Source organism: Paraburkholderia sp. GAS206C (assembly GCF_050435645.1).
Classification (GTDB): domain Bacteria; phylum Pseudomonadota; class Gammaproteobacteria; order Burkholderiales; family Burkholderiaceae; genus Paraburkholderia; species Paraburkholderia phenazinium_B.
Window position 1 is genome coordinate 256854 of the sequence record NZ_JBNDKR010000010.1, and the last position, 22235, is coordinate 279088.

Sequence of the window (22235 nt, forward strand, 5' to 3'; positions counted from 1 at the left end):
GTTTGTTCGCGCTTTCCGCTTTTGTTTTCAGATAAGAAGGGCCCATGCGGATCGACCGGCGCCTCCTGACGCTCGCGTTCGGTGGCCTTTTCTGGCGGACCTTTCTGCTGATTGCATTATTGATCGCAGTCAGTCTCGCCGCCTGGTTCCAGAGCTTCCGGGTGATCGAACGCGAGCCGCGCGCGCAGCGCGTGGCGTTGCAGCTCGTCGCGATCGTGAAGCTCACACGCACCGCACTCCTCTATTCCGATCCCGACCTGCGGCGCGCACTGCTGCAAGATCTGGAAAGCAATGAAGGAGTGCGCGTGTATCCGCGCGAAACCTCCGACAAGTACAAGCTGCAACCGGACGAGTCGTTGAACCGGCTGATCGAACACGACATCCGTGGACGGCTCGGCGACGACACGGTGATTGCGCAATCGGTCAACGACATCCCGGGCGTCTGGATCAGCTTCAAGATCGACGACGACGATTACTGGGTCGCGCTCGACCGCGATCAGCTCGATAACGCGACAGGCCTGCAATGGGCCGGATGGGGTGTATTTGCACTTGCGCTATCGCTATTTGGCGCAGCCTTCATCACGAGTCTGGTGAACCGGCCATTTGCACGTCTCGCGATGGCGGCGCGCAAGGTGGGCTCGGGGCAGTCGCCCGAGCCGCTGCCCGAGCGCGGCATGGGCGTGGCCGCCGAGACCAATCGAAGCTTCAACCAGATGGTGCAGGATCTCGAGCAGCTCGAAGCCGACCGCGCGCTGATGCTTGCCGGCATCTCGCACGACCTGCGCACCCCGCTCGCCCGGCTGCGGCTCGAAACCGAAATGAGCCCATCGGATCAGACCACCAAGGACGCGATGGTCGACGACATCGAGCAGATGGACATGATCATCGGCCGATTCCTCGATTACGCGCGACCGGTGCAAAGAGTCCCGGAACCTGTCGACCTTTCCGTGATCGCAGGAGAACTGGCGGCGCGAATTGCGTCGGAGGACGGCATGCGGCTGATCACGCGGCTGGCCCCATCGGCGGTGATCGAGGCCGACGAAACCGATATGCGGCGCGTGATCGGCAACCTGCTCGAAAACGCCCGCAAGTATGGTCTGAGCGAGGGCGACGGCATTCCGCGCGTGATCCTCGAGACGCGTGTGTCGCACTCGCGTGTCGAGCTTTCGGTGGTCGACGAAGGTCCGGGCATTCCGGAAGACCAGCTGACGCTCGTCACACGCCCGTTTTACCGCGTCGACACGGCGCGGACCCAGGCCAACGGCACCGGACTCGGCATGGCGATCGTGCAGCGACTGGTCGGCCGGTATCGCGGCGGCCTGCGACTGCGCAACCGCAGCCCAGGGCCGGGACTCGAAGTCACGATCGAATTTCCGCTCGCCAAGGGCGTCTGAGGCATCGGGAAACTCCCGGGGCCCCACGTGCTGCCAGCGCTTCGGCGCCCTCGCAGCACCCCATATTGCGGTGCATGAGCGTGCCAACCTGCCGCGCAACAGCCCTGCCGTAAACGCCGCAGAAGCGGTGGCATTTGAACAATCTATCGACGCGGTGAAGAAAAACTATCTACCTTATTAGTTAAAAACTATTGCTGCGATGCATCAATAGAGTTATAATTAAGTCTGTGTAACGTATTCGTTACAGCGAGCAGGTAGCCTGAACAGGCCGTTTTTTCCAACTCATTGGCAACCCTTCACAGGAGTATTTCCGCATGAAAACCGTTGGCGACAAACTGGAAGCTTTCACCGTCACCGCAGCCAAGCCGGGCTTCAACAACCATGAAGAAAACGGCGTGTCGGCGTTCGAAGAAATCACCGAACAGTCGTTCCCGGGCAAGTGGAAGATCATCTACTTCTACCCGAAGGACTTCACTTTTGTGTGCCCGACGGAAATCGTCGAATTCGGCAAGCTGGCTGGCGACTTCGCAGAGCGCGATGCTGTCCTGCTGGGCGGCAGCGTGGACAACGAGTTCGTGAAACTGGCATGGCGCCGTGAGCACAAGGATCTGAGCAAGCTGAACCACTACGCGTTCGGCGACGTCAAGGGCGAGCTGATCGACCAACTGGGCGTGCGCGACAAGGAAGCAGGCGTGGCGCTGCGCGCAACGTTCATCGTCGACCCGGACAACACGATCCAGCACGTTTCGGTGAACAACCTGAACGTTGGCCGTAACCCGGAAGAAGTGCTGCGTATTCTCGACGGTCTGCAAACGGACGAACTGTGCCCGTGCAACCGTGCAGTTGGCGGCGCAACGCTGTAAGCCTTGCAAGTCGAAAGCCCGCTAAGCTTGAAAAAGCCGGCGGGCTTTTTTATCGGCAACCTGATAGGAGATATCAATGGAATTCTTGTCTGCGATTAAAGCACTTGTTCCTGACTACGCTAAAGACATTCGTTTGAACCTGGACGGCACGATTGCGCGGTCATCGCTGGAGGGCACAGATGCCGTGGGTGTGGCGTTGGCTGCCGCGTTTGCGGCGAAGAGCCCGGTGATTGTCGATGCGATTCGCAATGCGGGTGTGTTGTCTCCCGAGGAAGTCAATGGCGCGCTGACGGCTGCTGCATTGATGGGGATGAATAACGTCTGGTATCCGTATGTGGAGATGACTGACAATGCGGATCTGAAGTCGCAGCCGGCGCAGTTACGGATGAATGCTTATGCTTCGCACGGTGGCGTGGATAAGCGGCGGTTTGAGATGTATGCGCTTGCGGCTTCTATTATTGGCAAGTGCCATTTTTGTGTTAAATCGCACTTTGATACGCTTGTTGCTGAGGGGATGAGTTCTACTCAGTTGCGGGATGTGGGGCGTATTGCTGCGGTTGTTAATGCTGCTTCGCAGGTTATTGTGGCTGAAGGGAAGTAATCAGGTTTTTCACTTTCTGTGGGACGCTGCGCGGGTGGGTTTTTTATGCGTGGCGTTTGCGGTTGATTTATTTGCCTGCGCGGCGCTTTGTCGCTGTTCTTGCGGTGGACCGATAACAAATCAAGGAAAGGCCAACACCGCCGCCCCGCAGGCAAAAACCCCCACTCACCCCTTAATTAACAAAACCACAGCCTGAGCCTCAATCCCCTCAGCCCTGCCCAGATACCCAAGCTTCTCATTAGTCTTAGCCTTGACATTAACCCGATCAAGCGCCAGCTTCAAATCCTCAGCAATATTAACCCGCATAGCCTCGATATGAGGCGCAAGCTTGGGCGCCTGAGCAATAACCGTACTATCCACATTCCCAATAGAGAACCCAGCCTGAGCAATCCGCGCGGCACATTCCCTCAACAGCACACGCGAATCCGCACCGGAAAACTTCGCATCAGTATCGGAGAAATGCCGCCCAATATCCCCCAACGCGGCTGCGCCAAACAAAGCATCCGTAATAGCATGCAACAACACATCCGCATCCGAATGCCCCAGCAACCCCCGGTCATAAGGCACCGTCACGCCGCCAATAATGAGCGGCCGCCCCGGTACGAGCGCGTGCACGTCATACCCCTGTCCAATTCTTAAATCCATAGCTCGAAGTCCGGTTATCAACGATGAAACTCTTCAGGAAGCCGCAGGCCGGCTCAAAATCGCCTCGGCCAGATCGAAATCTTCCGGATACGTAACCTTGAAATTGCGCAAGCTGCCCTGCACCAGGAGCGGCGCGTGGCCCAGCCACTCAATCGCGCTCGCCTCGTCCGTCAGATCATGTCCGTCCTGCTGCGCCCGCAAGATCGCCTCGCGCAACATCCCCACGCGGAACATCTGCGGTGTCTGCGCCTGCCACAAGCCGTCGCGCGACTCGGTCCGGGCAATCCGTCCACCACTGTCCGGCGCAATGCGCTTGAGCGTATCCGCCACCGGCAGCGCCATGATCCCGCCCACCGCGTCGTCCTTGAGCGCATTAACCAGCGTGCGGATCAGGAGAGCCGTGATGCCCGGGCGTGCCGCATCGTGCACCAGCACCCAGTCGTCGTCGTGCGCTCCGAACTCGGCCAGCGCGTGCAGGCCGTTCAGGACCGAGGCCTGGCGTGAAGCGCCGCCGCAGCGCCGTACCGCGAATCGCAAGCCGGAAAAGCGGCGGGCGTCGAAATGCTGGTCCTCGGGGGCGATCACTACCAGCGTCTGCGCGAACTCGCTGCAGGCGTCGAAAGCCGCCAATGAGTAATGCAACAGGTCGCGACCAGCTACAGTGCGATATTGTTTGGGCATCGCGGCGCCGGACCGGCTGCCGGTGCCTGCGCACGGAATCAGAGCAAAAAGACGTGAAGTCACTGGTGCGGACGCCGCGAAAGTCAAAGTAAAGGACGGATTTTATAATAGGTCCTTCGCATCCACGCCATGACACGCGTAAACTTGCCGCTCACGTGTGACCCACCGGCCGCCTTCTCCTCTATGCCAGACATTGCCGCATCATCGCAGTACTCCTCGCCCGTCGCGCTCGTCAAGGCCGGCCAGCGTTTCGCCTTCGACGGTACGCACGGCTCATCCGATGCCCTGCTGATCGCCCGCTATCACCTCGCCTATCGCGAACAGGTGCCGCTGCTCGCCGTCGTCTGCTCGAGCGCCGTCGACGCCCAGCGCCTCACGCAAGAAATCGCTTTCTTCGCTCCTGAGGCGCGTGTGCGCCTCCTGCCCGACTGGGAAACGCTGCCTTACGATACCTTCTCGCCGCACCAGGATCTCGTCTCCGAGCGTCTCGCCACGCTCCACGACCTCGGCGAAGGCCGCTGCGACATCCTGCTGGTGCCCGCCACCACGGCCCTGTACCGCATGCCGCCCGCCTCGTTCATGGCGGGCTACACGTTCTCGTTCTCGCAAGGCGAGCGTCTCGACGAGGCCAAGCTGAAGGCCCAGTTGACGCTGGCAGGCTACGAGCACGTCAGCCAGGTTGTGCGCCCCGGAGAGTACTGCGTGCGCGGCTCGCTGCTCGACCTGTTTCCGATGGGCTCGCCGCTGCCGTACCGGATCGATCTGTTCGACGATCAGGTCGACTCGATCCGCGCGTTCGACCCCGACACGCAGCGCAGCCTCTATCCGGTGAAAGACGTGCGCCTGCTGCCCGGCCGCGAATTCCCGTTCGACGAAGCCGCCCGCACCGCCTTCCGCAGCCGTTGGCGCGAGGTCTTCGAGGGCGACCCGAGCCGCGCCTCGATCTATAAAGACATCGGCAATGGCGTACCGTCCGCGGGCATCGAATACTACCTGCCGCTCTTCTTCGAAGAGACCGCCACGCTGTTCCACTATCTGCCGGCGGGCGCGCAACTCGCGTTCGTCGGCGATCTGGAAGCGGCCATCAAGCGTTTTACCAACGACACCAAGCAGCGTCACAGCTTCCTGGCGCATGACCGCGACCGGCCGATTCTCGAGCCGCAGCGCCTGTTCCTCTCGGACGCGGACTTCTTCACGTTCGCCAAACCGTTCGCGCGTCTTGTGCTGCCGGCCAATGCCGGCGGCGGCTGGTCCACGCCGCTGCCGGATCTCGCGATCGACCGCCACGCGGACGATCCGGTCGCGGCATTGCGCAGCTACCTCGATACGACCCAGAACCGCGTGCTGTTCGCCGCGGAATCGGCGGGCCGGCGCGAAACGCTGCTGCAATTGCTGGCTGACAACCATCTACGGCCGTCCTCGAGCGACAGCTTCAACGACTGGTTAGCCGGCGACGAACGCTTCTCGCTCGGCGTTGCTCCGCTGTCCACCGGCTTCGCGGTGCCGGCCGAAGGCATCGCTGTCATCACGGAAACCGAGCTGTACGGCCCGCTCGTACGCCGCTCCGGACGGCGCCGCCAGGAACAGGCGAGCAACGTCGATTCGATGGTGCGCGATCTGTCGGAGCTGAAGGTGGGCGACCCGGTCGTGCATTCGCAGCACGGTATCGGCCGCTATATGGGTCTGGTGACGATGGATCTCGGCGAAGGCGAAACCGAGTTCCTGCACCTCGAATACGCCGGCGAAAGCAAACTCTATGTGCCGGTCGCGCAGCTGCACGTGATCTCGCGCTATAGCGGCGCGGATCCGGAAAGCGCCCCGCTTCACTCGCTGGGCTCCGGTCAGTGGGAAAAAGCCAAGCGCCGCGCCGCCCAGCAGATTCGCGATACCGCTGCTGAATTGCTCAACCTGTATGCGCGCCGCGCGGCGCGCGAGGGTCATGCGTTCGCGCTCGAACCGCGCGACTATGTGAAATTCGCGGAAAGCTTCGGCTTCGAAGAAACGCCCGACCAGGCCGCGGCGATTGCCGCCGTGATCGGCGATATGACGAGCGGCAAGCCGATGGACCGTCTCGTCTGCGGCGACGTCGGTTTCGGCAAGACCGAGGTCGCGCTGCGCGCGGCCTTCATTGCGGTGATGGGCGGCAAACAGGTCGCACTGCTATCGCCGACTACGCTGCTGGCAGAACAGCACACGCAAACCTTCTCCGACCGTTTCTCCGACTGGCCAGTGCGCATCGCTGAATTGTCGCGCTTCAAGTCGACCAAGGAAGTCAACGCAGCGATCCAGCAGATTAACGACGGCAGCGTCGATATTGTCATCGGCACGCACAAACTGCTGTCCTCGGATGTGCAGTTCAAACGCCTCGGTCTGGTGATCATCGACGAGGAGCATCGCTTCGGCGTGCGTCAGAAAGAGGCCCTGAAAGCGTTACGCGCCGAAGTCGACGTACTGACGCTCACCGCCACGCCGATTCCGCGCACACTCGGCATGGCCCTCGAAGGCCTGCGTGACTTCTCCGTGATCGCAACGGCGCCGCAAAAGCGGCTCGCCATCAAGACCTTCGTGCGCCGCGAAGAAGATGGCGTGATCCGCGAGGCCATGCTGCGCGAGCTGAAGCGCGGCGGCCAGGTCTACTTCCTGCACAACGAAGTCGAAACGATCGAGAACCGCCGGCAGATGCTCGAAGCGCTGGTGCCCGAAGCTCGCATCGCAGTCGCACACGGCCAGATGCACGAGCGCGAACTCGAACGCGTGATGCGCGACTTCGTCGCCCAGCGTGCCAACGTGCTGCTGTGTACGACCATTATTGAAACCGGCATCGACGTGCCGAGCGCCAACACGATCCTGATTCACCGTTCCGACAAATTTGGCCTCGCACAGTTGCACCAGTTGCGCGGACGCGTCGGACGCTCGCATCACCAGGCGTATTCGTATCTGCTGGTGCACGACCCGCAGGGGCTCACCAAACAGGCGCAGCGCCGTCTCGAAGCCATCCAGCAGATGGAAGAACTCGGCTCGGGTTTCTATCTGGCCATGCACGACCTCGAAATTCGCGGCACGGGCGAAGTGCTGGGCGACAAACAATCGGGCGAGATTCAGGAGATCGGTTTCCAGCTTTATACGGACATGTTGAACGACGCCGTGAAGGCACTCAAGGAAGGCAAGGAACCCGATCTCACCGCGCCGCTCGCGGCCACCACCGAGATCAATCTTCACGCGCCTGCAATTCTGCCGGCCGATTATTGCGGCGATGTGCAGGAACGTCTGTCGCTCTACAAGCGCCTCGCAAATTGCGAACATAACGACGCGATCGATGGCATCCAGGAGGAATTGATCGACCGGTTCGGCAAGCTACCGCCGCAAGCGCACGCGCTGGTGGAAACGCATCGCTTGCGACTCGCTGCGAAACCGCTGGGGATTTCGAAGATCGATGCGGGAGAATCGGTCATCGGCCTGCAATTCGTCCCAAATCCGCCGATCGACGCGATGCGGATCATCGAAATGGTGCAGAAACACAAGCACATCAAGCTCGCGGGTCAGGACAAACTGCGCATCGAAACGCGCAGCCCCGATCTGGCCGTGCGAGTGGCAACCGTGAAAGAAACGCTGCGCGCACTCGGCTCGCCGACGCGGGGTACGGCCACCGCAGCGGTACGCTGAAGCGAGCTCCGCGGGGTCAGGCAACCCACCTCCGCCCTGTATGCTGCGGCGCGCAAGACGCGCCGCAGCCTGCTATTGCGCGAGCCGGGGCAGCGTTTTTTGGGTATGATCGAAAGACTTAAAAGTCGGAGCTTCGTCATGTCCCACGTCGCTGAATCAGCGCGTTCCGCGCACACAGCCGCATCGTCCGCACCCGCCGCCTCGTCGTCCACGTCCCCTGCTTCGCTTCCCTGGATCACGCGCCTAGTATCAATGGATACGGTCAGCCGCAATCCGAATCTCGGCCTGATCGAAACCGTGCGCGACGAATTGCGCGCAGCCGGCGTCGAAAGCACGCTCACGCACGACCCCAGCGGCAAATGGGCCAATCTGTTCGCCACGATCCCCGCCCATGACGGCGAGACCAATGGCGGCATCGTGCTATCGGGTCACACGGACGTGGTGCCGGTCGACGGTCAACAATGGGACAGCGATCCGTTCAAACCGGAAGTACGTGACGCCAAACTCTACGGCCGCGGCACCTGCGACATGAAAGGCTTCATCGGCGCCGCGCTCACGCTCGTGCCCGAAATGCAGCGCACGAAACTCGCCAAGCCGATTCACTTCGCGCTCTCGTTCGACGAGGAAGTCGGCTGCGTCGGCGCGCCGCTATTGATTGCAGACCTGATGAAACGCGGCATCAAACCGGACGGCTGCATCGTCGGCGAGCCGACCAGCATGCGCCCGATCATCGCGCACAAAGGCATCAACACGTACCAGTGCTGCGTGCGGGGACAGGCGGCGCATTCGTCGCTGACACCGAAGGGACTGAACGCAATCGAATACGCTGCACGGCTGATCTGCTACATCCGCGATATGGCCGATCAGTTTCGCGAGCAAGGCCCGTTCGACGAACTGTTCGACGTGCCCTTCAGCACCGCGCAGACGAGCACCATCGTAGGCGGTAACGCGATCAACACCGTGCCTGCGGAATGCCGCTTTCAGTTCGAATTCCGCAATCTGCCTACGCTCGATCCGCAGTCGATTTTCGCGCGCATCGATCAGTACGCACGCGAAACGCTGTTGCCGAAGATGTTGCGCGAACATCCGTCCGCAGCCATCGAGATCTCGAAGATCGCGGCCGCCCCTGGCCTCGACTCGTCGGAGCAGGCAGCGATCACTGAACTGGTACGCGCGTTGACCGGGGACCAGGACAAACGCAAGGTCGCTTACGGCACCGAAGCGGGACTGTTCTCGCTGGCAGGCATTCCGGCCATCGTATGCGGCCCCGGCGACATCCAGCAGGCGCACAAGGCCAACGAGTTCGTGGCACTGGAACAGCTGGTGGATTGCGAACGCTTCCTCGCAAAGTTCATTCACAGCATGTCGGTGGAGGCTCTGACTTGAACTGAAGCAGGCCGCGCGACTCCAAAGACTAAGAACGGACGACTTCACCCCACGCCATGTCCACCGCTACGCCTCAGCACACCGACCATACGATCGACGGCGAGCCGATCCCGACGCTCGACGACATCGCCTCGCAGCATTTTGCGTTGACGCCGTGGGTCGCGCGCACGCCGGTGTTCGACAAGCTCGATTTGCCATCGCTGGAAGGCACGATGGTGAACTTCAAGTTCGAACTGCTGCAGGCGGGCGGCAGCTTCAAGACACGCGGTGCGTTCACCCATCTGCTCGCGCTCGACGAAGCGCAACGCAGTGCCGGAGTGACTTGCGTATCGGGCGGCAATCATGCGGTCGCGGTCGCCTATGCGGCGATGCGCCTCGGCATCAGCGCCAAGGTCGTGCTGTTTCGTTCGGCCAACCCGGCGCGCGTCGCGCTGTGCCGGCAGTTCGGCGCAGAGATGGTGCTGGCGGAGAACGGCGCCGAGGCATTCGAGATCGTGCGCCGCGTCGAAGCCGAGGAAGGCCGCTATTTCGTGCATCCGTTCAACGGTTACCGCACGGTGCTCGGCACCTCGACACTCGGCTACGAATGGGCCACGCAAACGCCGGATCTGGACGCCGTGATCGTACCGATCGGCGGCGGCGGCCTTGCGGCAGGTGTGTCGACGGCATTACGGCTGGCGAATCCGCGCATCCATGTGTTCGGGGTCGAACCGGACGGTTCCGATGCGATGAGTAAGAGCTTCGCGGCCAACCATACGATCAAGATGGGCCACATGTACAGCATTGCGGATTCGCTGATGGCACCGCACACCGAGCAATACAGCTACGAACTGTGCAGACGCCATATCGACCGCCTCGTCACGGTCACAGACAACCAGTTGCGCTCGGCCATGCTGACGCTGTTCACGCAACTCAAGCTCGCCGTCGAACCCGCCTGCGCGGCGGCTACAGCGGCCCTGCTCGGTCCGCTGCGCGAGACGTTGCAGGGCAAACGCGTTGGGGTGCTGCTATGCGGGGCCAACATCGATACGGTCAGTTTTGCAGCGCACGTCGAGCGGGCTCACGCGCTTGAGTCATAGTTTCCGTAGCGCAAGCGCATCCTCAAAAGCACTACCCTATCCTCCCCACGTTGGCTATCATGGCGCCATCGACTTCAAGGAGGAAATCCCAATGAGCATGGTCAAGGAGTTCAAGGAATTTGCCCTCAAAGGCAACGTGATGGATCTTGCAGTCGGTGTGATTATCGGCGGCGCGTTTTCCACCATTGTTAATTCAATTGTCAAAGACCTGATCATGCCGGTCGTCGGACTCGCCACCGGCGGCCTCGATTTTTCCAACAAGTTCATCCGCCTGGGCGAAATTCCGGCAAGCTTCAAGGGCAGCCCCGAGTCGTATAAAGACCTGCAAACGGCGGGTGTGGCCGTATTCGGCTATGGCTCGTTCATCACCGTGCTGATCAACTTCATCATCCTCGCCTTTATCATTTTCCTGATGGTGAAGTTCATCAACAACCTGCGCAAGCCGGCCCCTGCCGAAGCGCCGCCGCCCGCTCCGACGCCGGAAGACGTGCTGCTGCTGCGTGAAATCCGCGATTCACTGAAAAATTCGCCGCGCCTGCCCCAGGCGTAGGTAAGGCATAGGCAAGACGTAGGTAAGCGCGCGGTTAGTGCGAAATTACGTGCAGTCATTCGCCAAAACTTCGCACTACGTGGAATCGGAGGCCGCGGTTTTTTCGGCCTTCACATTCGCCGCGCTCTCGATCAACTGTTCGAGCTGACCGAAATTCACAGGCTTGGTCAGATGCGATGTGAAACCGGCGCCCAGGCAGCGACGCACATCCTCGTCGGTGCCGAAGCCGGTCAAGGCGATCGCCGGCACGTCCGAATGTTCGCGAAACGCCTTGATGAAATCGAGGCCGGTGCCGTCCGGCAATCCGACGTCGCTCACAATCAGATCGAACGTCACCGACTGTGTGGCCGCCAGCGCGTCGGCCACGCGGCCCACCACCGTCACCTCATGACCGAGGCTGCGAATCAGCTGCGCCATCACCTCGGCGGTGTCCACATGATCCTCGATCAGCAGGATCGTCATGATGCCACCCGGGTAGGTCGCAGCGGGTGCCGGGACGACCGCTTCTTCGACAGGCTTCGCGGCCGTCGGCAAGGTAATCGTGAAGGTCGCGCCGCAGTGCGCTCCGGGACTCTGTGCCGTTACCGTGCCGCCGTGCACATCGGTCAGCGCCTTGGTGATAGCGAGACCTAATCCCAGACCGCCGAACTGGCGGGTCATGTTCTGGTTGCCCTGTTCGAACGCGTTGAAGAGCTTGCCGATCTGCTCGGGTTCAATGCCGATCCCCGTATCCTCGATCGAGATCTGCACATGCATCCGCTCGTCGCGCGTGCGCACATAGATATGACCGCCGTCCGGTGTGAATTTGGCGGCGTTGCGGATCAGGTTCCAGAGCATCTGCTGCAACCGCGCGCGGTCAGCAAGCACGTAGTGGTGCTGCGCAGCCTTGTCGACATGCACGTCCTGCTGCTTGACCTGAATCTCGCTGCGAAACAGTTCAAGCACGCTGTCGATCACTTCATGCACGTTCACGGTCTCCAGCGAGAGACGCAGCTTGCCGTTCGCCACCCGCGTGAGATCGAGCAGATCGTCGATGAGGCGCGCTTCGAGTTCGACGTTGCGGCGGATCATCAGCACGCACGAGCGCGCCTGGTCCGGCAGGTCCGGTATCATTTCGAGGAGCCGCGAGCCCGCCAGCACCGGCGTGAGTGGCGTACGCAACTCGTGCGAGAGCATTGCCAGAAAGCGGTCTTTCGCACGATTGGCTTCTTCGGCGGCGTGCCGCGCAGCCTGCTCGGAAGCCAGCAGCCGTTCATGCTCCTCAATCGCTTCGCGCTGCGAATGAATGTCCGTGCAACTGCCAAACCACTTGGTGACCACGCCGTCGGAATCGCGCATCGCAACGATACGCGCGTCGAACCAGCGGTATGCGCCGTCATGGCCGCGAATGCGCAGCTCATGGCGATAGTCCTCGGCCCCGCTCCTGACCGTTTTCAGCCAGCTCTGGCGGATTTCCTCGCGATCGTCGGCATGAACGGCTTCGAGCCACGCAAGGCCGTGCGAATGGCTCTCGTCGAGACCTGTGTATTCGAACCACTGCTTCGACAGAAAATCGCAATCGCCATTGGCGTCGCAGGTCAGCACGAGATGCGGCAGCGCTTCCGACAAGGTACGGTAATGCTGCTCGCGGTCGCGCAGCAGCACTGCTTCGGCCGAAGCCCGCTGTAGTCGGACCTGTGAGAGCGCCCGCTCCACAGCTTCCGGCAGATAGTCGAGGTAGTCGCCGGATTTCGGCACCACGTCCGAGACGCCGGCGCGCAACGCCTCGATCACGCGCGATTCGTCCGTGAACCCGGTAACGAGAATGGCGGGACTGCGCACGCCTTCGGCGCGCAGCCGGCGGAAGAAGTCGAGGCCAGTCTCCGGCCCGTTGAGCTGATAGTCGAGTACGAGCAGGTCCGGCTCGCCGGCCGCGATCCGCTCGCGGGCACTTTCGACGTCCGAACAGAGCGCCACGCGACAACCGGCCCGCTGCAGCGACTTGCGTGCAAGACGCAAGATGCCTTCGTCGTCATCGACGACAAGCACATAATCCGCGGGTGGCGAGGATACGTCTTCGGTCATGCTGGTTCTTTCTATGGCTAGATTTACGCTGGCGGATTTGAGGCCTGTACCGTAACGATAAGTCCCTCAGGATGCCATTAAACGCTGGCCCGGCGGCAGCTTCACCACCTGCAGGAAGAAGCCGAGGCGGCGCACCGCCTCGATGAATGCGTCATATTCGACCGGCTTCGTGATGTACACATTGCAGCCAAGTTCATAGCAGCGCTCGATTTCGCGCGGATCGTCGGTCGTGGTCAGGACGATCACCGGCACCGCAGCCGTCGACGGAGAGTCCTTCAGACGGCGCAGCACCTCAAAGCCGTCCACCCGCGGCATCTTGAGATCGAGCAGCACGACGAAGTTCATCAGATCCTGGCGCGGCGGATATTTGCCGGCTACGTCCCCACTGGGTGGATCGCCGAAAAAATAATCGAGCGCCTGCTGCCCATCGGAAAACCGCAGAAAACCGTTCGAGATGCCGGCCCGGCGCAAATTGCGCTCGACGAGCGTAGCGTGGCCGTCGTCGTCTTCGATCAGGACGATGCTGACCGTTTCCCCATGTTTCATCCTGCCTCCGTGCCTGCGAATCGCCGGTGCGTGATCAGTTTATTCGTGTTTCATACTTTTCAATTTAAGCGATCCGCGGGGCAGCCCAAGGGCTGCACACGAGAACCGCCTTGCTGCATGACTTGCTGCGATTCGACGCCCGCTTTACAGCCGGGCCGGCTGCTCGGGCAGCACGACGAAAAACGTCGATCCCGCGCCTTCTGCCGATTCCACCCAGACGCGTCCGCCGTGCCGCTCGGCCATGCGCCGCACCAGTGCAAGTCCAATGCCGTCGCCTTTCGCCACTTCGCCGTGCAGCCGCTGAAAGGCACGAAACACTTTGGACATATAAGCCGCCGGAATGCCAAGCCCATTGTCGCGCACATAGTAAGTTCGCGTGCGCAGGACAGGCGGCTCGCTCTCGTCCACAGGATCCGGCTCGCACGCGCCCACCTCGATACGGCCCATGCGGTCCGGATCGAGAAAGTTGAGGGCATTGCCGATCAGATTGCTGAAGATCTGCTCGATCGCGCCCGGGTCGCCCCACGCCGGCGGCAACTCGCGCACGGTGACGGAAACGCCGCGCGCTTCGATCGTGCCGGCTAATCCGTCGACCACGTGCGCCACCACCCGCCCGATACTCACGCGCTGCCACTGATATTCGAGGCGCCCGGCCCGCGAGATCCGCAGCAACGCCTCGATGATCGCGGCTGCCCGCGTCACGGCGGTCCGCAAAAACTGCAGCGATTCGCGCACGTCGCCATCGAGGACATCGGTGAGGCGGCGTTCTTCGGCTTTCGGTAACTGCGCCGCATCGATTGTGGCGCGCAGTTCGTCGCAGGAAACCTGCAGCTCCTTGGAGAAGCCCTGCAGGTTCACGAGCGGCGAGCGCAAGTCGTGCGAGACGCTGTAGATGAACATCTCGTTGTCCTGGGTCTCCTGGCGCAACTCCTCGTTGACCCCTGCCAGTTCCTTGGCACGCGCCTCGAGCTTTGCCTTCAGGACGGTCTGGGACTGCTCGGCCGCGCGCAACCGTGCGCCGGTCTGGTGCAGTACGGCGTCGAGCGCGGCGATCTCGTCGTTGCCTGAAAGAGGTGCACTCAATGGCCGGCCATGGCCGAGGCGCTCGGCGTTCCCGCTCAGCACCTCGAGACGGCGGCCGATACTGCGGGCGAATACCAGCGCGGTGAAACCCCAGATCAGCATGGAGCCAAGCACGGCCGCGATCAGCGCATATTGCTGGCGAGCCTTGGTCTGAGCGAGCGAAGCGCTGCGCTCGGCATCGAGGCGCGACTCTTCCGCGACGAAAGCATCGAGCTGGTCGCGAAACAGCGCCACCTGGGTCGGCACCTCACCGGCCTCGAGCGCGGTGAATGCGCTCATGCTGCGACCCTCACGCAGGCCCTTGGCGATGGTCTCGGCCTGGGCCCGGTAAGCGTCGACGGTAGCGCGCATCTGCTGCACGCGCGTGGCCTGCTGAGGTGTGTCGACGACCAGTTGTTCGAGATGGGTCAGCCGGTCACCCAGATCGACCCATGCCACATGACGGTCGACGAACGTGGGGTCGCCCACCACCATACCCGTGCGAACCCGCGCGGCCTGACGCAGCAGCGGGTCGATGAGCGAAGACGACTGATACAGGATCTGCTTGCTATTGGCGACCCACAGCGCGGCCTGCGCCGCCCGCTGTTGCGTCTCGAAGACGACGCCGAGCAATGCCAGCTCGACGACGCTCGGCATCGCGATCAGCAGGAGACCCTTGGTAAATAGTTTCATGTGCGCCTGGTAGTCTATCCGGACGCCGCACGGTCCAGGCGGCGGGCTGCGCTTTGCCCCCAAGCGGCGCAGGCCGCCGAACCGCCGTAGCGGAACCGGGTCATTATCGACGCGAACCCGAGATATTTCAATCTGCCGCCATGGAAGCGCTGGACAACATAAAAATGTGTTTTTTTAATGGCGAGGCTCTCCCTTACAGGGCACCTGCGTCTATCATTGAGACAGAAGTTAGAGACTGATGCTGGGGATGCGAAAGCGCGCGGCAAGGCGATTCGGCACGATTCGTGCGGATGGGTGTGAGGCAGACTGATCGTCGAATCACCGTGAATCTGGCATTTTCGTATGCTATAAAAGATCGACGTGCGGCGGCGCGAAGCCGGGAGTGGTCGCATGAGGACGCTGCGTTTCTTGCAATTCTTTTTCAGGCGAATTTTTATGTCCTTCCCGAAAAAGCGTCGGCGCGCGAAGGTGGACGGCGATGAGTCGTTCCTCGCCGTGCTACGGCACTTCAAACCGTTCGGCCAGCTCGACACCAAGATCGCGCGGGCTCGCGCACAAGATGAGCCAGTGCTGTACGCCCATGTGCTGCCAGGTCTCGACGTCCTCCTATGCAGCGTGCGCGGTGCGCAGCCGCCCTACCCGGCGCCTGCCGAACTGCGCCGGCGTTGCATTGAATCAATTGCCAATGCCCTGGAACAGCCGCTCGACGGGTTGGAAAACGGCGGTTACTGGTACGAAGCGGACGGCTTCGGCTTCCTCGTATTTGCCAGCCGCGCCCGCGGCCGGATTCTCCCGGAGTTCGGCGCCACCCGTGCGGCGGTAGGCGGTCCACGTCGCGGTGTACGGCGCCAGGATGCCGCTGGCGATGCGACGCCGCGCTCATTGCGCTGAGTCTCTTCTGATTCTGTTATGCGGCGATAAGATAAGCCGCGGGCTCATGCTCTCATGAGCCCGCCTGCTTTCCTTGTGCGCTGATACTGCCCTTCCCGCACACCTGTCTCCTGCCTAGCTCCCCTTGTACAAGGCACCGCCATTCGCCGGTGACGCGGCCGCCGGCCTGGCAGCCTTGCTTGCGCTGCTTGCCGCGGCCGGAGCCGAAGCATTCCCGTCCAGCGATATCGGCGCACGCGCCTTTTCCTTCTGCCCCGGCGCCGGCGCAGTAGGCTGCGCGCGCTCGGCCGCCAGCAATTGATTGCAGGGCAGCGGCTTGTTATTGCTCGGCGCAATCAGCGGGATCAGCGCGGCAAACGGGTTGATCAGGCCGAGGCCGACCATTGCGCCACCGCGCAGCGCCAATGCCGTCGCATTCACGCCGACGTGAGGATCCTTGAAGGTGCCTTTCACGTATAGCGGCGAGCGCAGCGAAAATACCCGGAAGCCCTTCGTGTGCGGATGCACGCCCAGGTCCATTGTCTCGTCCCGCATATTGACGTTACCGTCGATGTCGATCACCGCGTCGTCCGTATCCAGCGCGAAGACTCGCGGATTGAGCACGCCATCGGTCGCGACGAAGTCCGCTGCGGCGCAATTGATCTTGACGTCAGCCGTGCCGAACAGCTTTTCGTAGACCACGTTGGCCACGTTCAGGCCAGCGGCCTCCATCAGCAAGCGGCTCACCGTGCCGTCAGTGACCAGCGCCTTCACTTCGCCATTCGCGGTTCCGGCGAGCGCCGCCGGCGAATTGCCGGTCGCCGAAAGCGCGGCATCGCCGTTCACTTCGCCGAGTGCGCTTTGCATCGTCTTGAAGTTCGGGAACAGTTGCTTGAGTTTCAGGTGGCGCGCCGCGGTCGAGAAACGGCCCTTCAACGGCGTCGTGCTGCCGTCCAGATGAATGTCCGATGAGAGCGTGCCGCCTGCCACGCCGAACGAGAGCGGTACCAGCGAGAGCACGCCGTCCGTCATCACGACGTGGGTGTAAAGGTTGGTAATCGGCAGATCCGGATTCTTGATGAGCCGCCGGCCGGTGAATTTGACGTCGGCGTCAATCGCTTTCCAGCGGTCCGTACGGAACTCCTCGACCGGCAGGGCCTTGTTGGACGGCTGTTTGGTCGCATCGCCACGCTTGGCTTTGCTGGCGTTCGAATCGGCGCCGATCACCGGGGCGAGATCGGAGAATTGCAGCAGGTTCGATACAAGCTCACCCTGCAGTAGCGGCCTTGGCTCGCGAGCCGTATAGGTCAGCGAGCCGTTCAGGTCGCTGCCGCCCACCCGGCCTGTAAAATTTTCATACTTGAAGACGTTGCCGTCCTGCTTGAAATTGCCTACGAGGCGCCCTTCAGTGGCATAAGGCGGCGTGTCCGGCAATGTCACGCCCGTCAGTGAATACAGATGCGCCATGCTGGTGCCCTGCAGCCACAGACGTAAATCGACGGCAGCAAGATGGGCCGGATCCGTGATCGTGCCGACCAGCGCCACATGCAGGTCGCCGGCCTTGACGTCGGCCTGCAGCGGGAACGGCCGGTTCACGTCCTGCAGCGCCAGCAGGCCGCCTAACTTGCCGGTGCCCGATACGGGCGTGTGGTTGTACGACCCCTTGGCGGTCCAGCCCAGGGCGTACGGCGGAACCGGAGGCTTGGCGCCGATGCCTACGCTGCTGGCAGGATTGATCGGCGCAGACGCGACCGATGTCATGGTCGCTTCACCCGCCCCAGGACGGCCGGCCGCCGACGCGCTCGAGCCGCCGCTTCCCGCTGTCGCGGCAGAGGCCTGCGCAGCAGCCGAGGCCGAGCCCGTAGACGACGCCTCCGCAGCCGCCGACGCCGCCGTCGCCTCCGAAGCGGTGATCGCATTCGCCTGAGCGGTCAGCTTGCTCGCCCCCTCCTTGCCAACCACCTGTGCGGAGTCCTTACGGGAGGCCGCTTCCTGTTGTTTCATCACGTCGCCGATCGGGATCGGCTGGCCAAGCGTATCGACCACGACCTGCATGTCGGTCTTCTTCTGCTCGTCCGAATAGGCAATGTTGGCCTTGGCGAATGCAATGTCGTGCAGTTCCAGCTTCCATTCCGACGGCCCAGCAGATGACTGCAGTTTGAACGTCCAATTATTGCGCCCGTCGAGCACCCGTTCGAGGTCAACCGAGGGATTCACCAGATTGATCGCCGGAATCACAATGTCATGCGCGAGCAACGGCAGCACCGCGACTTCGAAGTCGATCTCGTCGAGCGTGGCGAAGTGCGGCTGTTTGGTCCAGTCGGGATTGGCTATCGTGATATTGGCCGCCGAAAATCGTGGCCAGGGCACCCAGCCGCGCCAGCCCGTCTCACCCACCGGATGGCGCCAGCCGACTTTCAGATCGCCCTCGATGACAAACTGCCTGCCTATCGCGTCGCTGACTTTCTGGTCCACCCAGGGACGCGCGCGATTCCAGTCGAAGGTCAGGATAAAAATCGCCAATGCAGCGATCAGGACAACGATGACTGCCAGGAGCCATGCGATGATCTTGCCGATTCGTCCGCCGATCGTGCTCGACACTGCCATGAGTCACTCCATTCTTCTCAATTTGCTTATCGGACAGCAGATAACATGCCCGGTTCACTGTGCATCAGGCACGGGGACGCGCATTGTACCTATGAACCCAATTCAAACATGACCGACACTCCTCTCATCGACGCCGTGGACATCTCCAGACGCGATCCGCTGAGCGGTCAGATACTCCTGCGTCAAACCCGTTTCACGCTGTACGCAGGCGACCGGGTCGCCATCACCGGCCCGTCGGGTTCGGGCAAGAGCGTGTTTCTGCGCGCGCTCGCGCTGCTCGATCCGCTTAACAGCGGACACATTGCCTGGCACGGCAAACCCGTCGAACGCGCGGCGATCCCGCGCTACCGCCGCAATGTCGCCTATATCCGGCAACGGCCCGCGATTCTCGACGGCACGGTCGAGGACAACCTGCGCTACCCGTTCTCGCTCAAGGCGTATCGCGATGTGCAGTTCGATCGCACACGGGCCGCTTCGCTGGCGGCGCAGGCGGGTCGAGGCAACGACTTTCTCGACAAACGCGCGAGCGATCTGTCGGGCGGCGAAGCGCAGATCGCGGCGCTGATCCGTGTGCTGCAACTCGACCCGGAGGTCTTGCTGCTCGACGAGCCGACGGCCTCGCTCGATCCCGAGTCGTCGCACGCTATCGAAGGTCTCGTCAAAGCGTGGTTCGCCGACGACCGGCAGCCGCGCGCATCGGTGTGGGTATCGCACGATCCGGCCCAGGCAAAACGCATGAGCGAGCGTCACCTGACCATGCGCGGCGGCGTTCTCGATGAAGCCGCAGCACCGAGAGATGCCAATGAGGAACCAGCCCAATGAACCTGCAAAACCTCAGCCTGTGGGATGTGGCGATCGCCGCGCTGCTGATCGTGGTGAACGGCGCGGTGTCGGTGGCGCTCAAGCTGGACCTCGAACGCAAGCTCGCCTGGGCCGCGGTGCGCACCGTGGTTCAGTTGCTGGCGATCGGTTATGTGCTCGGCTGGGTGTTCCAGTTCGACCGCTGGTTTGTCGTGCTGCCGTTGATGGTGGCGATGACCCTCATCGCCGGATTCGCAGGCGCGCAACGCGGCGCACGCACCTATACCGGGCAGCGCGTCGACAGCATCGTATCGATCTGGGTCAGCTCGTGGCTGGTGGCTGCCGTGGGTCTGTTCGTCGTGATCCGCATTCGCCCGTGGTACGAGCCTCAATATGCGATTCCGATTCTCGGCATGATCCTCGGCAATACGCTCACGGGGGTGTCGCTTGGCATCGAACGGATGACCGAAGAGCTGACTGCGCGGCGCGATCGCGTGGACATGGCGCTCGCGCTTGGCGCCACCCGTTGGGAAGCTGCCCAGGCGCCGGCGCGGCAGGCGGTGCGTGCAGGGATGATTCCGACGCTCAACCAGATGGCAGTGGTAGGCATCGTCAGCCTGCCCGGCATGATGACCGGTCAGGTGCTCGCCGGCCAGTCGCCGCTGCAGGCTGTCCGCTATCAGATCGTGATCATGTTTCTGATCGCGGCGTCGTCGGCGCTCGGTACTGTGCTGGCCGTGCTGCTGACTTATCGGCGGCTGTTTTCAGCGGATCACCGGTTTTTGGCATCTCGATTGATGGAACGAGCGGCGACCAGGCGGCGCTGATGCTTGCCTTGCCGTGGCGTTTGATCCACTGCATGCAGCGCACATAGGCGGCGCATGCACAGCGCATCATATATGCCACCGAAGCGCTGATCACTCAACCGTTCAGCGCTTCGCCGACACCACGACCTGGGTTCCATCGCTCAAGGTCAGCGTCTTCGCACTGCCGTTGGTGGGCATGCTAAAACGCACAATCTGACTGAGCCTGACATCGTTCGGACACTTGAGCGTCTTGCCGGCGTTGGTCACGTTCTTGGTGCCGTGTGGCGCCAATGCCTGGAAGCTCAGTTGCACGGTTGCCGTACCGTCATTGGCGACCACCGGCGCAAAGCGGATCTGCGTTTGCCGCAGCACCGCGCCGTTGCTATCAAGGGGATACGACGTGTAGTCGGGACACTGATCCGTCGCCGCGACCGCGCCGCCAGGCGGCACGGTCTTCCACGTGAAGTCATCGGACTCGCCGGAGCGGATCGTGCGGGTTTCCTGCACGTTGCCGAATTCCTTCGAAGTGACCTTGACGGTGTAGCGGATCGGTCCATCCGTCGCGGCTTGCGAAGTCACCGTGATCGGCGTGACGGCATGGGCCGCCGGCACCAGAGCGCAGGCAAGAGATGCGACCATAGACACGGCGGAGAGTCTGAAGCAGGGGCTCATACGGTCACCTCGTCGTTGTGCCGCTGCACGCTCGCGTCGCGAGACGCGCAGCGACTTTGCATGGAGCCCTGCCAGTCTACCGCCAAGCGGACCCAAAAACGCTTCGCGCGGATTGGGTGTTAACCCGCTTGCGTTAAGCGCGTCCCTTGGCTTAGATATGCCTAGAAGCCGGTCAACACGAGCTTGCCGATTGCCCGGCCTTCTTCCAGCAATTGATGCGCGCGCCGCACGTTCTGCGCATTGATCTTGCCGAGGTCCTCGCCGACCGTCGTGCGCAGCGTGCCCGCGTCGACGAGACGGCCTACTTCGGTCAGCAGCTTGTGCTGTTCGATCATGTCGGGCGTACCGAACATCGAACGCGTGAACATGAATTCCCAATGGAACGCGGCGCTCTTCGCCTTCAGCAACTCGACCGCAATCGGCTTGCTGTTTTCAACGATCGTACAAATACCGCCCTGCGGTTTGATCACCGCGGCTGCCGCCGGGAAGTGCTTGTCCGTGTCGTTGAAAATCAACACGTAGTCCACCTGCTCGAAACCGATCTCCTTCAACTGCGCCGGCATGTCGCCGAAATGATCGACGATGTGATCCGCGCCCAGCTCGGTCGCCCACTTTGCCGACGCCGGACGCGAGGCTGTCGCAATCACGGTCAGTCCGGCGAGCTGCTTCGCCAGTTGAATACCGATCGAACCCACCCCGCCCGCGCCGCCGATGATCAGCACCGAGCGCCCCTTATCCGCGCCTTGCGGCGACACGCCGAGCCGATCGAACAGCGCCTCCCACGCGGTAATCGCGGTCAACGGCAACGCCGCGGCGTGGCTGAAGTCGAGCGAAGCCGGTTTGTGGCCGACGATGCGTTCGTCGACGAGGTGATACTCGCTGTTCGCGCCCGGCCGGGTAATGCTCCCTGCATAGAACACCGGATCGCCGACCTTGAAAAGCGTCACTTCGGGGCCGACTGCCGCCACCGTTCCCGCCGCGTCCCAGCCGAGCACGCGTGGCGCTTTCTCGACCGTGTCTTTCGGCGAGCGCACCTTGTAATCGACCGGGTTCACGGAGATCGCCTCGACCTTTACGAGCAGGTCACGGCCGCTGGCTTCCGGCTTGGGAAGCTCGACGTCGAGCAGCGCTTCGGGATGGTCGACGGGCAAATAGCGATAAAGACCGACAGCTTTCATGGCAACTCCTGATTCGTTCATCGATTAGACGGGGTTAAACATTCGCTTCGACGCGGGTGCCGTGGGCGGCCCGG

General features: G+C 62.1%; 18 protein-coding genes. 10 read left to right on the forward strand and 8 right to left on the reverse strand.

Features of this window, described 5'->3' with window-relative positions:
• Positions 1-44: 44 nt before the first annotated feature.
• The 3 genes from P3T20_RS27910 (at position 45) to P3T20_RS27920 (ending at position 2858) form a co-directional block, all read left to right on the forward strand.
• On the forward strand, positions 45-1394 hold the full coding sequence (locus tag P3T20_RS27910; RefSeq protein ID WP_074264776.1) for an ATP-binding protein: 1350 nt from the start codon (positions 45-47) through the stop codon (positions 1392-1394).
• 314 nt (positions 1395-1708) lie between these two features.
• Positions 1709-2257 carry a peroxiredoxin gene (locus P3T20_RS27915; protein ID WP_074264777.1) on the forward strand — a complete coding sequence of 183 codons (549 nt, stop codon included), beginning with the start codon at positions 1709-1711 and terminating at the stop codon, positions 2255-2257.
• Positions 2258-2333: 76 nt separating this feature from the next.
• Positions 2334-2858, forward strand: coding sequence for a carboxymuconolactone decarboxylase family protein (locus P3T20_RS27920; protein ID WP_074264778.1), 525 nt, complete (start codon positions 2334-2336; stop codon positions 2856-2858).
• A 165-nt stretch (positions 2859-3023) separates the two neighbouring features.
• On the opposite strand, the gene ispF is transcribed toward P3T20_RS27920, so the two are convergent.
• Both ispF and ispD read right to left on the reverse strand, forming a co-directional pair.
• Positions 3024-3503, reverse strand: coding sequence for a 2-C-methyl-D-erythritol 2,4-cyclodiphosphate synthase (ispF, locus tag P3T20_RS27925; protein WP_074264779.1), 480 nt, complete (start codon positions 3501-3503; stop codon positions 3024-3026).
• 33 nt (positions 3504-3536) lie between these two features.
• Positions 3537-4247: a 2-C-methyl-D-erythritol 4-phosphate cytidylyltransferase gene (gene ispD, locus P3T20_RS27930; protein ID WP_074266091.1), complete on the reverse strand. Its 711-nt coding sequence runs from the start codon at positions 4245-4247 to the stop codon at positions 3537-3539.
• 120 nt (positions 4248-4367) lie between these two features.
• Between ispD and mfd the strand changes: the two genes are divergently transcribed.
• The 4 genes from mfd (at position 4368) to mscL (ending at position 10862) form a co-directional block, all read left to right on the forward strand.
• Positions 4368-7847, forward strand: coding sequence for a transcription-repair coupling factor (gene mfd / locus P3T20_RS27935; protein ID WP_429288459.1), 3480 nt, complete (start codon positions 4368-4370; stop codon positions 7845-7847).
• Between the two features lie 138 nt (positions 7848-7985).
• Positions 7986-9233 (forward strand): acetylornithine deacetylase, encoded by a 1248-nt coding sequence (gene argE / locus P3T20_RS27940; RefSeq protein ID WP_429288460.1) that lies wholly within the window; start codon positions 7986-7988, stop codon positions 9231-9233.
• 56 nt (positions 9234-9289) lie between these two features.
• Positions 9290-10312: a threonine/serine dehydratase gene (locus P3T20_RS27945; RefSeq protein ID WP_074264782.1), complete on the forward strand. Its 1023-nt coding sequence runs from the start codon at positions 9290-9292 to the stop codon at positions 10310-10312.
• 91 nt (positions 10313-10403) lie between these two features.
• Complete coding sequence (mscL, locus tag P3T20_RS27950) at positions 10404-10862, forward strand: large conductance mechanosensitive channel protein MscL (protein ID WP_074264783.1); 459 nt, start codon at positions 10404-10406, stop codon at positions 10860-10862.
• A gap of 75 nt (positions 10863-10937) precedes the next feature.
• Here mscL and P3T20_RS27955 read toward each other — a convergent pair whose 3' ends face one another.
• The 3 genes from P3T20_RS27955 to P3T20_RS27965 all read right to left on the reverse strand — a co-directional run bounded on the left by P3T20_RS27955 (position 10938) and on the right by P3T20_RS27965 (position 15227).
• Positions 10938-12926, reverse strand: a complete 1989-nt coding sequence (locus P3T20_RS27955; RefSeq protein WP_429288461.1) for a response regulator — start codon at positions 12924-12926, stop codon at positions 10938-10940.
• Between the two features lie 66 nt (positions 12927-12992).
• Entirely contained in the window at positions 12993-13472 is a 480-nt protein-coding gene (locus P3T20_RS27960; RefSeq protein ID WP_074264785.1) for a response regulator, read from the reverse strand.
• 144 nt (positions 13473-13616) lie between these two features.
• Positions 13617-15227, reverse strand: a complete 1611-nt coding sequence (locus P3T20_RS27965; protein WP_429288462.1) for a sensor histidine kinase — start codon at positions 15225-15227, stop codon at positions 13617-13619.
• A 390-nt stretch (positions 15228-15617) separates the two neighbouring features.
• On the opposite strand from P3T20_RS27965, the gene P3T20_RS27970 reads away from it, so the two are divergent.
• On the forward strand, positions 15618-16118 hold the full coding sequence (locus P3T20_RS27970) for a hypothetical protein (protein ID WP_074264787.1): 501 nt from the start codon (positions 15618-15620) through the stop codon (positions 16116-16118).
• A gap of 114 nt (positions 16119-16232) precedes the next feature.
• Here P3T20_RS27970 and P3T20_RS27975 read toward each other — a convergent pair whose 3' ends face one another.
• Entirely contained in the window at positions 16233-18704 is a 2472-nt protein-coding gene (locus P3T20_RS27975; RefSeq protein WP_429288463.1) for an AsmA family protein, read from the reverse strand.
• Between the two features lie 108 nt (positions 18705-18812).
• Here P3T20_RS27975 and P3T20_RS27980 point away from each other — a divergent pair, with 108 nt between their 5' ends.
• Together P3T20_RS27980 and P3T20_RS27985 are read left to right on the forward strand one after the other, a co-directional pair.
• The gene (locus P3T20_RS27980) at positions 18813-19526 is read left to right on the forward strand and encodes an ABC transporter ATP-binding protein (RefSeq protein WP_429288464.1); all 714 of its coding nucleotides are present in this window, start codon (positions 18813-18815) and stop codon (positions 19524-19526) included.
• Positions 19523-20332, forward strand: coding sequence for an ABC transporter permease (locus P3T20_RS27985; RefSeq protein WP_074264790.1), 810 nt, complete (start codon positions 19523-19525; stop codon positions 20330-20332). The genes P3T20_RS27980 and P3T20_RS27985 overlap by 4 nt, the downstream gene beginning before the upstream one ends.
• Before the next feature lie 102 nt (positions 20333-20434).
• Here P3T20_RS27985 and P3T20_RS27990 read toward each other — a convergent pair whose 3' ends face one another.
• Complete coding sequence (locus tag P3T20_RS27990) at positions 20435-20983, reverse strand: DUF6013 family protein (RefSeq protein ID WP_074264791.1); 549 nt, start codon at positions 20981-20983, stop codon at positions 20435-20437.
• 161 nt (positions 20984-21144) lie between these two features.
• Positions 21145-22161, reverse strand: a complete 1017-nt coding sequence (locus tag P3T20_RS27995) for a zinc-binding alcohol dehydrogenase family protein (protein WP_429288465.1) — start codon at positions 22159-22161, stop codon at positions 21145-21147.
• Positions 22162-22235: the final 74 nt, after the last annotated feature.

Excerpts from the sequence above, each read along its gene's own strand:
- P3T20_RS27985 (WP_074264790.1), top strand. The coding sequence starts at position 19,523 with ATGAACCTGCAAAACCTCAGCCTGTGGGATGTGGCGATCGCCGCGCTG.
- mfd (WP_429288459.1), top strand. The coding sequence starts at position 4,368 with ATGCCAGACATTGCCGCATCATCGCAGTACTCCTCGCCCGTCGCGCTC.
- P3T20_RS27915 (WP_074264777.1), top strand. The coding sequence starts at position 1,709 with ATGAAAACCGTTGGCGACAAACTGGAAGCTTTCACCGTCACCGCAGCC.
- P3T20_RS27960 (WP_074264785.1), bottom strand. The coding sequence starts at position 13,472 with ATGAAACATGGGGAAACGGTCAGCATCGTCCTGATCGAAGACGACGAC.
- P3T20_RS27970 (WP_074264787.1), top strand. The coding sequence starts at position 15,618 with ATGAGGACGCTGCGTTTCTTGCAATTCTTTTTCAGGCGAATTTTTATG.
- argE (WP_429288460.1), top strand. The coding sequence starts at position 7,986 with ATGTCCCACGTCGCTGAATCAGCGCGTTCCGCGCACACAGCCGCATCG.
- P3T20_RS27920 (WP_074264778.1), top strand. The coding sequence starts at position 2,334 with ATGGAATTCTTGTCTGCGATTAAAGCACTTGTTCCTGACTACGCTAAA.
- P3T20_RS27980 (WP_429288464.1), top strand. The coding sequence starts at position 18,813 with ATGACCGACACTCCTCTCATCGACGCCGTGGACATCTCCAGACGCGAT.
- ispF (WP_074264779.1), bottom strand. The coding sequence starts at position 3,503 with ATGGATTTAAGAATTGGACAGGGGTATGACGTGCACGCGCTCGTACCG.
- P3T20_RS27990 (WP_074264791.1), bottom strand. The coding sequence starts at position 20,983 with ATGAGCCCCTGCTTCAGACTCTCCGCCGTGTCTATGGTCGCATCTCTT.
- P3T20_RS27995 (WP_429288465.1), bottom strand. The coding sequence starts at position 22,161 with ATGAAAGCTGTCGGTCTTTATCGCTATTTGCCCGTCGACCATCCCGAA.
- P3T20_RS27965 (WP_429288462.1), bottom strand. The coding sequence starts at position 15,227 with ATGAAACTATTTACCAAGGGTCTCCTGCTGATCGCGATGCCGAGCGTC.
- mscL (WP_074264783.1), top strand. The coding sequence starts at position 10,404 with ATGAGCATGGTCAAGGAGTTCAAGGAATTTGCCCTCAAAGGCAACGTG.
- P3T20_RS27975 (WP_429288463.1), bottom strand. The coding sequence starts at position 18,704 with ATGGCAGTGTCGAGCACGATCGGCGGACGAATCGGCAAGATCATCGCA.
- P3T20_RS27945 (WP_074264782.1), top strand. The coding sequence starts at position 9,290 with ATGTCCACCGCTACGCCTCAGCACACCGACCATACGATCGACGGCGAG.
- P3T20_RS27910 (WP_074264776.1), top strand. The coding sequence starts at position 45 with ATGCGGATCGACCGGCGCCTCCTGACGCTCGCGTTCGGTGGCCTTTTC.
- P3T20_RS27955 (WP_429288461.1), bottom strand. The coding sequence starts at position 12,926 with ATGACCGAAGACGTATCCTCGCCACCCGCGGATTATGTGCTTGTCGTC.